The sequence below is a fragment of the Mesorhizobium sp. M0296 genome (assembly GCF_040321675.1).
In the GTDB taxonomy this organism is placed as follows: Bacteria; Pseudomonadota; Alphaproteobacteria; order Rhizobiales; family Rhizobiaceae; genus Mesorhizobium.
On sequence record NZ_JAMYRZ010000020.1, the window covers coordinates 65,351 to 82,528 of the forward strand.

At 62.5% G+C, this 17,178-nt stretch carries 11 protein-coding genes; 3 read left to right on the forward strand and 8 right to left on the reverse strand.

Annotated elements, in window-relative coordinates; all coding sequences use genetic code 11:
* Positions 1 to 200: 200 nt before the first annotated feature.
* Entirely contained in the window at positions 201 to 6,587 is a 6,387-nt protein-coding gene (locus tag NKI97_RS19825) for an apolipoprotein A-IV repeat region-like domain-containing protein (protein WP_352836113.1), read from the forward strand.
* 105 nt (positions 6,588 to 6,692) lie between these two features.
* Here the strand turns inward: NKI97_RS19825 and NKI97_RS19830 are convergent, their stop codons facing one another.
* Genes NKI97_RS19830 through NKI97_RS19845 form a run of 4 tightly spaced genes read right to left on the reverse strand, consistent with a single transcriptional unit; the run spans position 6,693 to position 10,775 of the window.
* The gene (locus NKI97_RS19830) at positions 6,693 to 7,346 is read right to left on the reverse strand and encodes an ABC-type transport auxiliary lipoprotein family protein (RefSeq protein WP_352742602.1); all 654 of its coding nucleotides are present in this window, start codon (positions 7,344 to 7,346) and stop codon (positions 6,693 to 6,695) included.
* Between the two features lie 37 nt (positions 7,347 to 7,383).
* Positions 7,384 to 8,757 (reverse strand): MlaD family protein, encoded by a 1,374-nt coding sequence (locus tag NKI97_RS19835; protein WP_352540616.1) that lies wholly within the window; start codon positions 8,755 to 8,757, stop codon positions 7,384 to 7,386.
* Between the two features lie 13 nt (positions 8,758 to 8,770).
* On the reverse strand, positions 8,771 to 9,589 hold the full coding sequence (locus NKI97_RS19840) for an ABC transporter ATP-binding protein (protein WP_352471729.1): 819 nt from the start codon (positions 9,587 to 9,589) through the stop codon (positions 8,771 to 8,773).
* Position 9,590: 1 nt separating this feature from the next.
* Positions 9,591 to 10,775: an ABC transporter permease gene (locus tag NKI97_RS19845; protein ID WP_352540617.1), complete on the reverse strand. Its 1,185-nt coding sequence runs from the start codon at positions 10,773 to 10,775 to the stop codon at positions 9,591 to 9,593.
* A 78-nt stretch (positions 10,776 to 10,853) separates the two neighbouring features.
* Here NKI97_RS19845 and dgcA point away from each other — a divergent pair, with 78 nt between their 5' ends.
* Positions 10,854 to 11,837 carry an N-acetyl-D-Glu racemase DgcA gene (dgcA, locus tag NKI97_RS19850; protein WP_352502484.1) on the forward strand — a complete coding sequence of 328 codons (984 nt, stop codon included), beginning with the start codon at positions 10,854 to 10,856 and terminating at the stop codon, positions 11,835 to 11,837.
* Here the strand turns inward: dgcA and NKI97_RS19855 are convergent.
* Together NKI97_RS19855 and NKI97_RS19860 are read right to left on the reverse strand one after the other, a co-directional pair.
* The gene (locus NKI97_RS19855; protein WP_352540619.1) at positions 11,808 to 13,025 is read right to left on the reverse strand and encodes an MFS transporter; all 1,218 of its coding nucleotides are present in this window, start codon (positions 13,023 to 13,025) and stop codon (positions 11,808 to 11,810) included. The genes dgcA and NKI97_RS19855 overlap by 30 nt on opposite strands.
* Positions 13,026 to 13,152: 127 nt before the next feature.
* Complete coding sequence (locus NKI97_RS19860; protein WP_352502515.1) at positions 13,153 to 13,974, reverse strand: UDP-2,3-diacylglucosamine diphosphatase; 822 nt, start codon at positions 13,972 to 13,974, stop codon at positions 13,153 to 13,155.
* Between the two features lie 120 nt (positions 13,975 to 14,094).
* Here NKI97_RS19860 and NKI97_RS19865 point away from each other — a divergent pair, with 120 nt between their 5' ends.
* On the forward strand, positions 14,095 to 14,874 hold the full coding sequence (locus NKI97_RS19865) for an SDR family oxidoreductase (protein ID WP_352448726.1): 780 nt from the start codon (positions 14,095 to 14,097) through the stop codon (positions 14,872 to 14,874).
* Between the two features lie 141 nt (positions 14,875 to 15,015).
* Here NKI97_RS19865 and NKI97_RS19870 read toward each other — a convergent pair whose 3' ends face one another.
* Positions 15,016 to 15,681 (reverse strand): hypothetical protein, encoded by a 666-nt coding sequence (locus NKI97_RS19870; protein ID WP_352448725.1) that lies wholly within the window; start codon positions 15,679 to 15,681, stop codon positions 15,016 to 15,018.
* Positions 15,682 to 15,705: 24 nt separating this feature from the next.
* A complete protein-coding gene (locus NKI97_RS19875) occupies positions 15,706 to 17,106 on the reverse strand; it encodes a selenium-binding protein SBP56-related protein (protein ID WP_352750196.1) in 1,401 nt (466 codons plus the stop codon).
* Between the last annotated feature and the right edge of the window lie 72 nt (positions 17,107 to 17,178).

The following is a 17,178-nucleotide window of genomic DNA, read 5'->3' on the forward strand; positions in this document are numbered from 1 at the left end:
GCGATAACGGCGCCGGAATCACGGCTGTGTTAACCTTATATTTAAAGTTTTACGTATCGGGCGGAATGCATGTTTTCTTTACCCGGCTGTGTCATTACGATACGACAGGTCCATTTTCAGCCTCCTGCGCGGGACACGCTAGGCAGAATCAATAAGCAGAACCATAAGTCCCGCGGCAGCTTGTACAGGGTAGCGAAGGCATGGCGAAGAAACCAACGACGACAAGAACGCTCGACAGCGACGTAGCCAGGGAACTTGAAAAGGCACTTGATATCGATCTGAGCGGCGATGCCGGCGGCGACTTCGACATGGCTGCATCCATGGAAGATCTCGAAGCGCAAATATCGCAAGCCGCCGACGAGCTGGCGCGCGAAGGTCGCAGCCAGAACGAAGCGCCTGCCCCGGACCAGACCCAGAACGCGGCACCTGCCGCCAATCAAAGCCAGATCGCAAATCCCGCGCCAAAGGCCAAGCCGGCTGAGTTGCGTCCTGTCGCAACGCGCAATGGCTCGCAGCCGGCAGCTTTCTCGCCGGCCAACGACGATCGTCAAAAAGACTATAAGACGCTCCTGCACACCCTCAATCGGCGCGCCTCGAACACGATCTACTGGGTCGTGGCTTTCGTTTCGCTGGCCTGGATCGCCGGCGCTGGCGGCCTTGCGAACCTGTTGTTCGGACCTGGCATCTGGAACATCCGCACCTTCGATCAGTTTTTCGCCCGTCCGGAGCTGATCGGCCTGGCGGTCGCGGCAATCGTGCCCGTCATCCTGTTCTGGGCATTCGCAGTGATGATTCGCCGCGCTCAGGAGATGCGCCTTGCCGCGCAGTCGATGACCGAGGTGGCCTTCCGTCTGGCCGAGCCGGAAAATCTTGCCCAGGATCGCGTCATGATGATCGGCCAAGCGGTTCGCCGCGAGGTGGCAGCCATGGGCGAAGGCATCGAACGCACGCTTGCGCGTGCCGTCGAGCTCGAAACGCTGGTCCACAGCGAGGTGAACCAGATCGAGCGCTCCTATTCAGAGAACGAGTCCCGCATCCGCTCGCTGGTCGACGGGCTGGGCAGCGAGCGCGAAGCGGTCGTCACTCATGCCGAGCGCGTGCGCGCCTCGATCACCGGCGCCCACGAGACACTGAAAGACGAGATCAACGCCGCCAGCGATATCATTCGCGACAGCATTCTCAACGCCTCGACCAAGCTGTCGATGACGATCAACGAATCCGGCGACACGCTGATCGACAGGATCAACGGAAGCTCGATGTCGATCTTCGATTCGGTGGAAGGCCGGCTCGAATCGATCACCGATCGGCTGTCGACGTCGGGCGAGGCCTTCGCCAGCCTGCTCGACACCCGGATCGCCAAGCTGACGGACACCACCGATGGCCTGACACGGTCACTGACCGACCTGCTCGACGACCGCACGAGCGGCATGGTGTCGCTGCTCGGCGGTGCCGCCCGCACACTCAATTCGGAATTCGAAGCCAGCCTCAACGGCATCGAGCGGACGCTTGCCGAACGTGGCCAGGCGCTGATCAGCGAGTTCCAGACCCGCGCCGAGGCGCTCGACACCGGCACGCAGAAGCTCAACGCCGCGCTGGAGGCTCGCGCACGCCAGATCAACGAGACGCTGGTCGAGCGCGCCCGCGAAATCGCCCACACCTTCCAGGATAGCAAGGAGACGCTGTCTGCGATGATCGATCAGGGCAAGACCCAGATCGGCGCCGACATGGCCGACATCATTTCATCGACCTCGACCATGCTTGAAGCCCGCGCCGGCGATTTCGCCGGGCGCATGGAAGCGGCGCGCCATGTCGTATCGCGTTCGTTCGATACGGACATCGAGCGGCTTGCCGATGCTCGCGCCGGCATCGAGGAAGCCGTCGAGAACCACAGCCGCAAGCTTTCCGAAAGCCGCGACCGGATGGCGGCGGCAATGCAGGCCGATCTGGCGAAGTTCGCCGAAGGTCGCGCCGAAATCGACGCAGCGGTGGCTAACCAGGTGCAGAAGCTAGCCGAAGGCCGCGGCCTGATCTCGCGCGCCCTTGAAGAGGATCTGCGCAAGGTCAACGAATCGCGCGCAGCGATCGACGCTTCGCTGGGCAGCCATCTCGAAAGCCTTGAAGAGGGTCGCAACAGGCTTGCCCAGGCCTTGAACGAAGACTCTGGAAAACTCGTGCAAACCCGCACGATAATTGATGAAATGGTTGCCGGGCATGTCGGCAAGCTCGCCGAAGGCCGCAGCATCCTTTCGCGCGCGCTCGAGGCCGACCTCGGCAAGCTGGCAGAGAGTCGCGCCAGCATCGACGGCCTCGTCGGCGGTCAGGTCGAAAAGATCGCCGAGGGTCGCGCCATACTCGCCAGCGCGCTGGAAGCCGACATCGCCGGCATCAATGGCCTCATCGAGGCCCATTCGGCGAAATTGGCGCAAGACCGCAGCGGCCTTTCCCAGTCACTCGATAACGACCTGTCCGACATCAGGAGCCTGATCGCCGATCATTCTGGCAGGCTCGCCGATGACCGCAGCATGCTTTCGAAGACGCTTGAAGACGATCTTGCCAAGCTGGCCGAAAGCCGGTCGAGCATCGATGGGCTGGTTGCCGGCCAGGTCGAGAAGCTGGCCGAAGGCCGCGACATCCTCAAGCGCGCGCTTGAATCGGACCTGAACGCGATCAAGGGCGTCATCGCCAGCCAGTCTGAAAAGCTGGCGGAAGACCGTGGCCAGTTGTCGCGGGCACTGGAGAGCGACCTGCAGGCCGTGCGGGGCGTTGTCTCCGATCACATGAACAAGCTCACCGAAGACCGTTCGACCCTTTCGAAGGCGCTCGAAGACGATCTCGCCAAGTTGGCCGAAAGCCGCTCGAGCATCGATGTGATGGTTGCCGGCCAGGTGGAAAAGCTGGCTGAGGGCCGCGATATCCTCAAGCGCGCGCTCGAAGCCGATCTGAGCACCGTCAAGGGCGTTATAGCCAGTCAATCCGAGAAGCTGGCGGAGGATCGCGGTCAGCTGTCACGGGCACTGGAGACCGATCTCGAGACCGTGCGGGGCGTCGTCTCCGAACATATGAACAAGCTCGCCGAGGACCGTTCGGCCCTGTCGAAGGCGCTCGAGGACGATCTCGCCAGGCTGGCAGAAAGCCGGTCGAGCATAGACGGCCTGGTCGCAGGCCAGGTCGAGAAGCTGGCCGAGGGTCGCGACATCCTCAAGCGCGCGCTGGAAGACGATCTTGCCAAGCTGGCCGAAAGCCGCTCGAGCATCGACGGACTGGTTTCCGGCCAGGTCGAGAAGCTGGCCGAAGGCCGCGACATCCTCAAGCGCGCCTTGGAGGCCGATCTCAGCACGATCAGGGGCGCCATCGCCGATCAGTCGCAGCTATTGACCGACAATCGCGCGCAGTTTTCGCGTGCGCTGGAAGCCGATCTCGGCAACGTGAACAGCCTTGTCGCAACCCACGCAGAGAAGCTCGTCCAGGACCGCTCGACCCTGTCGAAGGCGCTCGAGGACGATCTCGCCAAGCTGGCCGAAAGCCGCTCGAGCATCGACGGGCTGGTTGCCGGTCAGGTCGAGAAACTGGCCGAAGGCCGCGACATACTCAGGCGCGCGTTGGAAGCCGATCTGGAGAGGCTTGCAATGAGCCGCAGCGAAGTCGACGAGATCGTCGCCGGTCATGTCGGCAAGCTGAGCGAGGGCCGCGACATGCTGACCCGCGCATTGCAGGACGATCTCTCCAGGCTCGCCGAAACGCGCAAGGATGTCGACCGTTCGCTGTCCGGCCATATCGACCAGATCGCCGCCAGGAGCACCGACATCTCCGATGCGATCGCTGCGGACGTAGAAAAGATCGAGCAGGCGTTCAGCCGGCAGACAGGCATCATTGAAGAGCGCGCCAGCACAATGGAGCGGGCGCTGTCGACGGGTGTCGACAACGTGCGCAGTGTGCTCGAAAGAAGCGCGGTCTTCGTCGCCGGCGCGCTGCGCGAGAAGGTCATGGAAGTTACCAGCGCGCTGCATGAGCAGGCGGGCGCGGCATTCAGCGATGCCGACCGCAAGATCGCCGAGCGCGCCGAGCAGACCTCGGCCGCCCTGCTCGCCAGGGCGGAGGACATCGCCCGCACGTTCGAGGAGGCGGATCGTCGCCTCGCCGCCCGCGCCGAGGATACGTCGAGCGCACTGATTGCCCGCGCCGACGACACGTCGAACACCTTGTTCGCGCGTGCCCAGGAAACGGCCGATCAGCTGGCAGCCCGGGCAAGTGAGATTGCCGGTACCTTCGACGCGGCGGACCACAGGCTGGTCTCTCGCGCCATCGAAACGGCCCAGTCGCTGGCTGCGCGTGCCGGCGACATCCTGCGCAATTTCGAAACGGCCGACGAGCGGCTGGGCGTGCGCATCGGCGAATCCGCCGAAGCTCTCGCGGCACGTGCGTCGGATCTCGGTCGCATTTTCGATGCCGCCGACCAGCAACTTATTTCGCGCATTGCCGAAGGCTCTGAAGCACTTTCGGCCCGTGCGTCCGAGATCGGCCGCATCTTCGAGGAGGCCGATCATCGCCTGGTGGCCCGTATCGCTGACAGCAGCACCGCAATCGGCGAACATGCCGACACCATTGTCGGTGCCTTCACCAGCACCGAGCAGCGGGTTGCCGAACGCGCCAGGCAGACTGGCCAGGAACTCGCCGTCCATGCCCGTGAAATCGAGCAGCTGCTTGCCGGTGCCGACGAACGCCTGGCATCGAGTGCTGCCGCCACTGCGGCCCGCGTCGAGGAGCAGGTCGCCACCGTCGAGAACCGCCTCGCCTACTCCGCCGAGACAATGGGCCAAAAGCTCAACGAACAAGTCTCGGGTGCCGAGGCGCAACTGGTCTCGCGCGCCAACTCGATCGCCGAAACCTTCACCGCGGTCGGCCAGCATATCGGCCAGAGCACCAATGACGCTGCAAAGACCATCGGTGCCAATACTCGCGAGCTCAATACGATGCTTGCGGCACGTTCGGCCGAAATATCGAAAATCCTGGACGAGACGGCACGGCCTCTGGTCGAGCGCTTCGCCCAGGGCGGCTCCGAGCTGCAAAAGAGCATGGAAGAGGTCACCGAACGTGCGACCGAGAAGCTGCGCACTCAAAACGCCGCCCTCGTCGACGCCCTCGCCAGCCGTACGGCCGAAACCCTGTCGGCCGTCGAAGGCGCGCGCTCGACGCTTGCCGACAGCGTTGCCGACCTCATCGGCCGCATGACCACCTCCAGCTCGCAGCTCGGTCAGTTGATCGAGCAGGCGGCGACCAATCTCGGCCAGGTCGACGAACGCCTTACCGGGAGCACGCAAAGCTTCGCGGCGACCACGGAAAAGACCGCGCAGACCTTCGCCAGTTCGGCGCGTCTGGTCGATTCGAACACGACGCGGCTCACCGAGCTGTCGTCGTCGACCTTGCGCGAGGTTGCTTCAATCGCCACCAAGTTCGACGAGCACAGCCGGTTGCTTTCCAGTGCCTCGGACCTGTTGAGCTCGGCCCAGAGCAATCTCGAGCACACGCTCGAAAGGCAATCGTCGCTGGAGGACCTTGCCGTCGGCCTTGTCAAGAAATCGGAAGATCTCGAAAGGGTCATGCGCTCGTTCGAGAATCTGGTCGGCCAGACGCTGCAGAACGCCGAAGGCAAGACGCTGGAATCCGCCGACAAGATCCGCACCGCGATTTCCGAAGTGGTCGATTCGGCAACCAAGCGCTTTGCCGATGCGACCGAGGAGATGCGGCGTACCGCCGGCTCGATCAAGAGCGAGCTCGACCTCACCCGGGCCGAGCTTAAGAAAGGCGTCATCGAGATGCCGGAAGAGGCAAAGGAATCAACCACGGCTATCCGCCGTGCCGTTTCAGAGCAGATCAACGCGCTGAAGGAACTTTCTGAAATCGTTGCGAAATCTGGCCGCAGCGCCGACAGTTCGGAACAGCGCAACCTGCGTCCGGCGCCGCAAGCGCCTGCCGCACGCCCCGCCGAACCGCCACGTCGCCCGGCTCCGGCTCCCGAACAGCGCCGTGCACCGCAGGCGCCTTCGGGCGAGACGGCGCTGCGCGGCACGCTCGACCTCGAACGTCCCGCAGACCAAGCGCCGCGCCAGCGCGATCCCAACGGCCGTACGCCGCAGGGCGGTTGGGTGCGTGATCTCCTGACCGGTGCATCACGCGAAGACGACGCCAAGCCGGCAGCGCCTGCCGAAGCGCCGCGCCCGGCTCCCGCTGCGCGGTCGCCGCTTCATGTCGTGGAATCGCTGAACTCGCTCTCGGTCGATATCGCACGCGCCATCGATCACGATGCCTCGATCGAGCTGTGGAACCGCTACCGGCGCGGCGAGCGCGACGTCTTCACGCGCCGACTTTACACGCTGAAGGGCCAGCAGACGTTCGACGAGATCCGCCGCAAATATCAGTCAGAGGCGGAGTTCCGCGCTGCTGTCGATCGTTACTGCGACGATTTCGAAAAGCTGCTCAAGGACGTGTCGCGCAACGACCGCGACAACATCATGGCGCAGACCTACCTGACGTCGGACACCGGCAAGGTCTACACCATGCTTGCCCATGCCAGCGGCCGTCTGCACTAAGCGGCGGGACAGAGAACAAACGAAAAGGCGGGATTTCCCGCCTTTTTTATGCCGTACTGAATTCCATTGGCGCTGTAGAGTGCCGTGCCGGCAGTTCCGGCTGTGTCAGATCACGGTGTCCGTCCAGCGGACGATTTGCCCTGCCGCATCGCCGAACGCGGCATCGAGCGCGCCGACATAGGCCTGGTTGCCATTGCCCGAAACGGGCGCGATGGCGCTAAACGTCTTCGACGCCCGCACTTCACCGTTGCGATCGTTCAACAGGCGCACGAACAGCTCGACCTCGGCATGTTCGCCGCCGTCGACACGCACCTCGAACGAGCGGATCTCGACGATCACCTGATAGTCGATCGCCAGCCCCTCGCCTGGCTTGCCAACGCCGGTGAAGCTGCCCGAGCGCTGGAACGTCTCTGCCAGCCGCGCCTGTACGATCATCGGCAGCCGGTCGGCCCATTGCGCGCCCTTGAGATACTGGATCGATCGCGGCGATGGCTTAATGACGATGTTCTGGCTGTCCAGCGCCTTGAGCGCCGATGGCTGGGCGATGAGGATCTGGCGACGGCTGTGGGCACGCGCTTCCAGCGACGGCGCCGAAAGCTCGAACGTATCCAGCGGCGCCGGCTTGCCGCCCAGCGCCGCGCAGCCGGCGAGCGAAAGCGCCAGCAGTGCCACTCCGGCCTTGAACCCACTCGATCTGACGCTGCCTGAACTGATCGACTTCAAACGCGATCCCCCCCGGATCGTGGAAACAATGCGCATCTGCCAGCTATGTTCTTGCGGTGGGCGCAGGCCGAAGTCAACGGCGCACCCTGCCGTCGAACTGCCGGACCTCACCCTCGCCGCCGGACAGGATCCGCTGTGGATTGCGGCTGAGGTCGGTCACCGCCTCTTCGATGCGGTTGATCGAACGACGGCTGTCCTGGACCAGCGATTCGACGTTTTGCAGCCCCTGTCCCGAGAACCGCGCCAGATTGTCGGTGATGGTGCCGAGGCGGGCGTTCAGCGTGTCGGCGACCTGCTTGAACGATTTGAGCGTCGCCCTCGCATCGGCCATGACGCCGTCGGCCTGACCGGAGCCGAGCAGTTTGTCGACCTTGGCAAGGATACCGTCGACTCGCACCGAGGCATCGTTGAGGCGTCCTGCGAGCTGGTGCGCGTCTTTGATGGTTTCATCGATGTCGTCGGCTCGGTTTGCGAACTTGTTGGTCACCTTGGCGATGTCGGCGGCAGCCTCGTTGGCGTTTTCGCTGGCCTTCTGGATATTGGCCAGCGCGGTGCGAACCTCAGCCGGATCGATGCCGTCGAGAACGCCGTCGACCTTGGCCAGCGTGCCTTGCGTCTTCTGGGCGAAGTCGTTGATCGAGCCGACCGCGGTGTCCACGTTCTTGATGACCGTGTCGAACTGCTTGCTGGTTTCCTTCAGGTTGGAAGTGACTGTGTCGACATTGGCGACGATGCTCTTGATCTGGTCCTTGTCGACGGCGTTGAGTAGCCCTTCCGCCGCCTTCAGGGTGCCGTCGAGCTTGCCCGAAACACCCTTCAGTTCGTCCGCCAGCGAGCTGACGCTAGCCAGGAACTTGTCGACGCCGTCCGCATTCCTGGCCAGTGCATCGGAGAAGGTCTGGACATTGTTGACGGTCTGCGTCAGCGGCCCGCGAACATCCTTGGTGAAGCCTTCGAGCTCCGAAAGAACCTTGTCGGCGCGGGTGAAGATGTTCTGCGCCGTCTGCAGCAGGTTGGTGACCGCCGACGGATTGGCGACGATCTCGGCGACACGGCCTTCCTTTTCCGCCTCGTCGAGAAGTTTTGGCTCCTTGGGGTCGGCGCCCTTGAGCTCGATGTTGGCCTGGCCGGTGAGGCCGGCAAGCCCGATATCGGCCTGCGTCGACTTGGTGATAGGTGTATTCCGGTCTATTTCGGTGTCGGCGATAGCAGCGGTCGGATTGTCGACGTCGATATAGACACGGCGCACGTCGCCGACTTTGACGCCATTGAACAGCACGAAACTGCCACGGCCGAGCCCCGAAGCGGAGCCTGGAATGCGCACGCGCAGCACCGTCGTCTCACCCTTTTCGCCGATTGCCGCCGTCCAATAGACGAAAGCGAAAGCCGCGAGGATCGCGGCCAGCGTGAAAATGCCGACAATGACGTAGTTGGCCCTGGTTTCCATTGCTCACTTATGGCTATGCGCGCGCCGCAAGATCAAGTTGCCGGGCGCGTTTTCCGCGGAAATAGGATTTTACCCAGGGTTCCTCGCTCCTGAGCATGTCGTCGATCGTGCCCTCGACCAGCACTTTCTTTTTGCCAAGCACCGCCACGCGGTCGCACGCCGTAAACAGCGTGTCGAGATCGTGCGTGACCATATACACGGTCAAATCCATCGTATCGCGCAGCTTGACGACCAATTCGTCGAACTCAGCCGCGCTGATCGGATCGAGCCCGGACGTCGGTTCGTCGAGAAAAACGATGTCCGGGTCGAGTGCCAGGGCGCGCGCCAGCGCAGCACGCTTGATCATGCCGCCCGAGAGCTCGGAGGGGAATTTCTGCGCCGCATCCGGCGGCAATCCGACCAGCTCGACCTTGAGCATGGCAAGTTCGTCCATCAGCTTCTTCGGCAAATCGAGATATTCGCGCATCGGCACCTGAACGTTTTCGAGGACCGTCAGCGCCGAAAAAAGGGCGCCATGCTGGAACAGCACGCCAAGCCGCATGTCGATGCGAAGGCGCTCCCTTTCGGTTGCCTTCTCGACGTCGACGCCGAACAGTTTGATTGTTCCCGATTGCTTGCGCGTCAAGCCAAGGATGGTGCGCAAGAGAACAGATTTGCCGGCACCCGAGGCACCGACGAAGCCGAGAATCTCCCCGCGCCAGATATCGAGCGACAATTTGTCGAGAACAACCTGGTCGGCGAACGACACCGTGATGTCGTGCGCCGACAGCACGATCTCGTCTTCTTTGGCCTTCGCCGCCACCTTGGTCGTGTTTGTGCCCGGCAGCGCCATGTCAGAACTCGATCGCTGCATAGAACATGGCGAAAAGCCCGTCGAGGATAATAACCACGAAGATCGACTTCACCACTGAGGCGGTCACATGCTGGCCAAGCGATTCGGCGCTGCCGCCAACCTTCATGCCCTCGACCGAGGCAATTATGCCGATGATCATGGCCATGAACGGCGCCTTGATCAGGCCGGCAAAGATGGTGCTGAGGTCGATTGCGACACGCAGCCGGTCGATGAACGCTGCCGGTGCAATATCGGAGTAGAGCCATGCAGCCAAAATGCCGCCGCCCAGTGCGGCAAAGTTGGCGATGATCGTCAGGCAAGGCAACGCGACGACCAGCGCGACGAGCCGCGGAAACACCAGCACGCCGATTGGATTAAGGCCGATCACCTTCAGCGCATCGACCTCCTCGCGCATCTTCATCGAGCCGATCTCGGCGGTGATCGCACTGCCGGAGCGGCCGGCGATCATGATCGCCGTCATCAAAACGCCGAGCTCGCGCAGGATCAGCACGCCGACCAGGTCGACGACGAAGATGTCGGCGCCGAAATAACTGAGCTGATAGGCGCCTTGCTGGGCGACGATCGCACCGACGATGGCCGACATCAGCACGACCACCGGTATGGCGCCGACACCCATGCGATCGATCTGGTTGAAGATCGCCGCCATGTTGACGGCATGGCCGCGGCCAAGCTTCATCTGAGAGCCGCGTATCGTGGCGCCGAGGATATTCATTGCGGCCAGGAAATCGTCGCGCATCTCATAAACGCGCCGACCTACCGCCTCGAGCCCGCGAATGATGAAGTTGGGCGGCTTTGCCGGACCTGATTCGGGCTCGCGACGAACGGCGTCCCCGACGGCGCCAAGCAGGATCGAGGCGATCTCGCTCTGCCCCTGCATCGTGATCTCGACGCCCTTTTTTTCGAAGCTGCTGACCAGGCGGTCGATCAGCCACGCCCCGGCAGTGTCCATCTTCTCGATTTGTGAAAGGTCGAGCGCCAGCGTCTTGAAGCCGCCGCGCTTCTCGATCTTGCGCATCTCGGCATCGACCAGCGCCACGGTACGTGTCGTCCAGGTTCCCGAGAAAGCGCAGCCGAGAACGTCGCCCTCCTCGCCGATCGCGATGCGCGGCTGGTGGTCGGGCTCCTTGGCAGGGCCGCTTGCGTCGCGTTTGCGGATGGTCAACATGGCGTCCTGTTTAGCCTGACGGGGCCGACCTGTCGATTTGCCGACATCCTCCTTGTTGCACAGCCGGAGCAGAAAAATATGGCGCGTGTCATTTCGGTCGAGGCCGAGCGCTTTCCGATAGCCGGGACCTTTACCATTTCGCGCGGCTCGAAGACCGAAGCGGAGGTGATTTCCTGCGCTATCACCGAAAACGGCCGTACAGGACGCGGCGAATGCGTCCCTTACAAGCGCTATGGCGAAACCATGGAGGGTGTGCGCGACGCGATCGAGGCGATGCGCAGCGAGATCGCGCACGGCATCAGCCGCATCGCCCTGCTCGATGCCATGCCTGCCGGCGCGGCACGCAACGCCATCGATTGCGCGCTCTGGGACCTGGAAGCGAAGATCAGCGGAACACCGGTGGCGCATACGATACGAACCGTTCCGTTACGACCGCTCGAGACTGCGTATACATTGTCGCTCGCCGAGCCGGAGGCGATGGCGGCGCAGGCCCGCGCCAACGCCCAGCGCCCGCTACTCAAGGTCAAGATCGGCGGCGACAACGACATCGCGCGCATCCGTGCAGTGACGGCGGCAGCACCCGACAGCCGAATCATTCTCGACGCCAACGAGGGCTGGAATAACGACAACATCGTCGCAAACCTCGCCTTTGCCGCCGAGCACGGTATCGCCTTGATCGAACAGCCGCTGCCGGCGGGACATGACAGTATTCTTCGCCACATCGCGCATCCGGTACCGATCTGTGCCGACGAAAGCGTGCACGAGGCCAAGGACCTTGAAGCACTTGTCGGCCTTTACGACGCCGTCAACATCAAGCTCGACAAATCGGGTGGCCTGACCGCTGCACTCGTGCTTCGCGACCGCGCCCGCGAACTGGCTCTTGGTGTCATGGTCGGCTGTATGGTCGGCACATCGCTTGCGATGGCGCCGGCCGTGCTGTTGGCGCAGGATGCCGATTTCGTCGATCTCGACGGTCCGCTGCTGCTGGCCCGCGACCGCGTTCCCGGTCTCGTCTACCAAGGTTCGCTGGTGTCACCGCCCGAGCGGGCGCTGTGGGGCTGAACGCGCGGCAAGCCCGATCAGAGCCAGGCCCGTCAGGGCGATCGGGATCATCGCAAAGAAGCCATTCGCGCCGAAGCGGTCGTAAAGAGGACCGGAAATCAGCGTCGCCGCCGCCATGAAGAAGCCATTGGAGAAGTAGGCGATGCCTTGCGCCGCCCCGGTGCGTTCTTCCGCGACCGTCTCACCGATCATCTTTTGCAGGCCGATCAGCACCAGCGCCACCGAAACCGCGTGCAGCGTCTGGATCGCGAAAAACCCGCCAACGCCAAGCCCAAGCGGCCAGATCAGCGGAAAGGCGAACCAGCGCACGATCGCGCCGATCCCGGCAATCAGCATGATCGAGACGACCGAGAAGGAGGCGAAAGCGCGGGTGAAAACGACGAACATGCATATCTCGGCGACGACGCCCCACCCCCACAGAAGCCCGACAACCGAATCGCTGATGCCGATCGACTTCCAGTAGATCGACACGAAACCGTAGAGAAATGCGTGGCTGGCGGTGATGACGCCGACGCCTGTCGAAAAATAGAGGAAGTACCGGTTGAGGAGTTTCGGTGCCGATTGCTGGATATCGGCGGCCGAAAGCGGCGAGGCGCGGCGTGGACGGCCAAGGCGCGGCGCAATCAGTCCGGCGGCTAGCGCGGCACACAGCGCCGCGAAGATGATCACCGGGACAGCCTGGGCACCGCTCGCCGACAGGATGAAACCGCCGGCGAGATTGGCACAGAGATAGGAGATCGAGCCCCATTTGCGCATGCTTGCGTAATTCGAGCCGAAGCGGCGAACACCTGAAAGGGCGAGCGAATCGGCAATCGGCGAATGCGGCGTCCAGACGACCGTCAGGGCCAGCGACACGGCAAGTACCGTTGCGTAGGTCGGCGGCAGGAGGTAGCCGGCGGACAGGATCAGCGATGCGGCGACCAGCGCAACATAGACATTGGCGCGGTCGCTCGCTTTGTCTGCCAGCGCAGTAAGAAAAGGCGTCGTCGCCACGCGCAGGAACATCGGCGCGGCGAGGATCACGGCTATCTGTTCGGCATGGAACCCCTTCGCCTGCAGCCACAGCGGGAAATACGGCACATGCGTCCCGAGCGGAACGAAGAGCGTAAAGAAGATCAAGCTCATGCGCAGTTCGAAATGGCGTGGCTTGACGAGCTGTTCGGGCGAAAGCGGCGGCAGCGAGGACATTGACAGGCGATCCGTCGGCACGGCATTCAGCCGGGTCGGCCCGCCACACCTGCCGCTGCTTAACACGGCGAAAAAGTCGATGAAACCGCTGGACTAACCGATTGAAGCGAGATGCGGCCGGATTTGGTCAAGCCGCCTGGACTGCCCTGCCCTTGATGTCGATCGGCACGAGCACCTCGCTGCCGACCGGAGTCTCCGGCAGGACATGCGCCCAGTGCAGGATCTCCATCCTGCCGTCAAAATGCTCGACCACCGCCGTGCAGCTCTCCACCCAGTCGCCCGTGTTGATGTATTGCACGTCCTCATAGCTTTCGATCGCGGCATGGTGGATGTGCCCGCAGATCACGCCGTCGACATGCGAGCGGCGCGCCTCCTCGGTCAGCACGGTCTGGAACGAGCCGATGAAATTCACCGCCTTCTTGACCTTGACCTTGGCCCAGGACGAGAACGACCAGTAAGGCAGGCCGAGCACCTGGCGCAGACGTGTGATGACGCGGTTGAGCAGCATCGCCGCGTCGTAGGCATAGTCGCCGAGATAGGCCAGCCAGCGCGCATTATGGACGACGGTGTCGAACTGGTCGCCATGGATGACAAGAAGGCGTTTGCCGTCGGCGGTCTCGTGGATGGCGCGGTCGGCGACGACAATGCCGCCGAAATGAACGCCCTGGAACTGTCGCGCGAACTCGTCATGGTTGCCGGCGATGTAGGTGATGCTGGCGCCCTTGCGCGCCTTGCGCAGCAATTTCTGGATCACGTCGTTATGGCTTTGCGGCCAATGCCAGCTTCGTCTCAGGCGCCAGCCGTCGACGATGTCGCCGACGAGATAGATGATATCGGCATCGTGATGGCGCAGGAAATCGATCAGGAATTCGGCCTTCGCCGCCTTCGATCCGAGATGGACGTCGGAGATGAACATGCTGCGGAAAGTGCGAGGCTCTGCGCCGGACATCATTTGTCACCGTTGCTTTCGCCTGAGCCTATGCTCCGATTCATGCAACAACCGTATGACGGTTGCGATTGGTCCAGCCATCCGGATAGGTTGCCGCGGCAATCAGAGGAGAAAATCACCATGGATCTCGGCATTCGCGGCAAGAAGGCCATCGTCTGCGCTTCGAGCAAAGGCTTGGGACGCGGCTGCGCCATGGCACTGGCGGAGGCAGGCTGCGATCTGGTGGTCAATGGCCGCAACGCCGACGTGCTGGCCAAAACCGCCGCTGAACTGCGCGAGAAATTCGGCGTCAAGGTGACCGAGATCGTCGGCGACGTATCCAAGCCCGATGTCCAGAAGGCGCTGCTTGCCGCCTGCCCCGATCCCGACATCCTCGTCAACAACAATGGCGGTCCGCCGTTTCGCGATTTCCGCGCGCTCGACCGCGAAAAGATCCTCGAGGGCGTCACCCAGAACATGGTGACCCCTGTCGAACTGGTTCAGGCCGTGATCGACGGCATGGCGGCGCGCGGCTTCGGCCGCATCGTCAACATCACCTCGCTGTCGGTCTATGTGCCTATCCCCGGCCTCGACCTGTCGTCCGGCGCCCGCGCCGGCCTCACTTCGTTCCTCGCCGGCGTCGCGCGCACGGTGATCGACCGCAATGTGACGATCAACAACATGCTGCCGGGAAAACTCGATACCGACCGGCTGCGCGGCCCGCACGAGGCCGGCACGCCCGAAGATCCGGCCGCCGCCGCCGCGCGCAAAGCGCAAGCAGCAGCCAACGTTCCGGCCAAACGGCTCGGTACACCGGAGGAATTCGGCCAGATCTGCGCCTTCCTGTGCTCGGTTCATGCCGGTTACCTGACCGGGCAGAACATACCGGTCGACGGCGGCCTCTACGTCAGCGCGTTTTAGTGGCAGAATCCAAGGCTTGGTTACCCTCTGGACGGCGGAAGAACGACCCTTTGCGGTTGTTGGGTTGCGAGCGCCGCATGATGCGATCTGATCTTTCCTGACATCCGGAGAAGGGAGAATTCCTTTGCCAATGCATGCAACCTACCGAGCGAATCCGATACTCGCGATCCCAATTCCCCCCACCAGGATCAGGCTCACGGCCCACACAGTGTCGAGATTGAACCAGCTTTGTGAGATGAACTTGGGTCCGAGCCATCGATAGACGGCAATGGCGATAACACCGCCGCTTACAATCATCGCGGCCGTATGGACTACGGAGACGGCGGTGGCGGTGATCAGATTACCTGCCATGAGCGTGATAGCCGCCTGGTGTCCAACATCGAGATCGCCTGCCTGGCACAGGCCGAGATAAATCGGCACCAGCATCAGCCCGGCGCCATGCGCGGTGGCGGCCGCGAAGGACCACAAGGCCAGTTGTGCCGGCGGGATACGGGCAAGAACACGCGGGTGGCGCCGGTTGATCAGGAGATAGATCCCGGCTGCGATCACAATCAATCCCGCCGCGATGCGAATCTGTCGTTCCCAGACGATGAGCGTCAGCATCGCGCCGAAGGGCAGCAGGATACCGATCATCGCCACAAAGTGGCCCATTGCCAAAAGGCCGAGCGCCCGGAACAATTCGCCGGCACGTCTATCCAAAAGTCCGGTCGAAACGGCCAACGGCCAGCCCATGCCAGGATTGATACCGTGATAAATACCGCTGGCGACGACGGCCAGCCAGAGACCGGCCGTCGTCCACTCGCTCATCGCTTTATTGACCCGGGCAGTCGGTTACACCGACGGATAGCAGAACGAATCCGTCGAGCAATCGCCGCCTTCCAGACGAATCTGGTGGGAGCGATACCCCTCGGGGAACTCGACATAAAAGTCCTTGTCCAGGGTGATCCCACCGTTCTCGCCGACATTGGCCTTGACCATGGCTGCCGGAATACCATCGCGATAGAACTGGTCGTCCCAAGTCGAATACAGGGAGTTGGTCCAGTAAACGCGTTTGCCGTCGCGGCTGATCTCGACCATCTGCGGTCCGCCCCTGTAGTCGCCGCCGCCGGGATGCTTGGTCTTGCGCGTGATGCCGCCAATATGGATGGACCCTGCAAGCTTAGGCTTCATCGGATCGGTCACATCGTATTGGCGCATCTCGCCGGTGCCCCAGCAGGATACGTAGAGGAATCGGTCATCGAGCGACAGGTCGATGTCGGTTACTAGCGGCGGCACCGCCTCGAAGCCCTGAAGCAACGGCGGCAGGTCATCCTTGGCGGCTGCCTCGGGCGGGATGGTCGCCGTCTTTTCGCAATGGAATTTGCCGCCCTCGCGCCACCAGGTCCAGATCGATCCCTCGAGGTTTGTCGTGTCGACGACCACTCCAAGGAAACCGTATTCCTTGACCGGGTCATGGGCGGGGCGGACTTCCAGCGCCATCTGGTGGTTGGCGCCCAGATCGATGGTCTGCACGTTCCTACGTTCGCGCAAATTCCAGAAATGCACCCGGTGTCCATATTTGTTCGACAGGAGGTCTTCAGGCACGATGCCCTGCTCGAACTGGGGCGGAAGGGCCCACTCGCTCGACACCATGTAGTCGCGTGGCAGGTTCCACCAGAAATCATATTGCTTGTCCTGCGGCCCGCGATCGATCTCGTAGCGCCCGATGACGTCGAACGTCTGGCAATCCATGACAAAGATGCCGGGAGGTCCGTCGGTGCCGTCAGGGCCACCGCCCCCAAGCGTCGAGACATAAATACCTTCCGGACCGCAGTGAATCGTATGAGGCCTGGAATAGCCCGTCTTGGCAAACACCTCTTCTGGCTCGATGACCTTGTGGATCTTGGCCTTGGTCGGTCCGCCCTTGGTGTCTATGACGTAAATGCGCGAAGATCGAATACCGGGAATGATCAGAAAGCGGCGCTCGAGAAACGGGTGACCATTCAGCGGCGAAAGGGCCGACGAGCACGCGTTCCAGCCGAAATGGTGAAACTCGTCGCCCTTGTTCGGCATTATCACGCTATGGACGACCTTGCCGTAGTCCTTCGACTTCGGGTTTACGTCAACTATGGCTAGTCCATCTGGCTGAGAGAAGTCGGGACTCAACATCAAAGTGTAGGCAAAATTTTCGACTGGCGCCTGCATTGCGAGCTTGGCAGTCGCGTGGAAAGTCGGGTCTGGCCGTACAGTCATTGTCGTCCTCCCTTGGCAGGTTAAGCAGTCCGACCGACAATCAGGGGCACGATCTGTGATGCGTTTGGATGT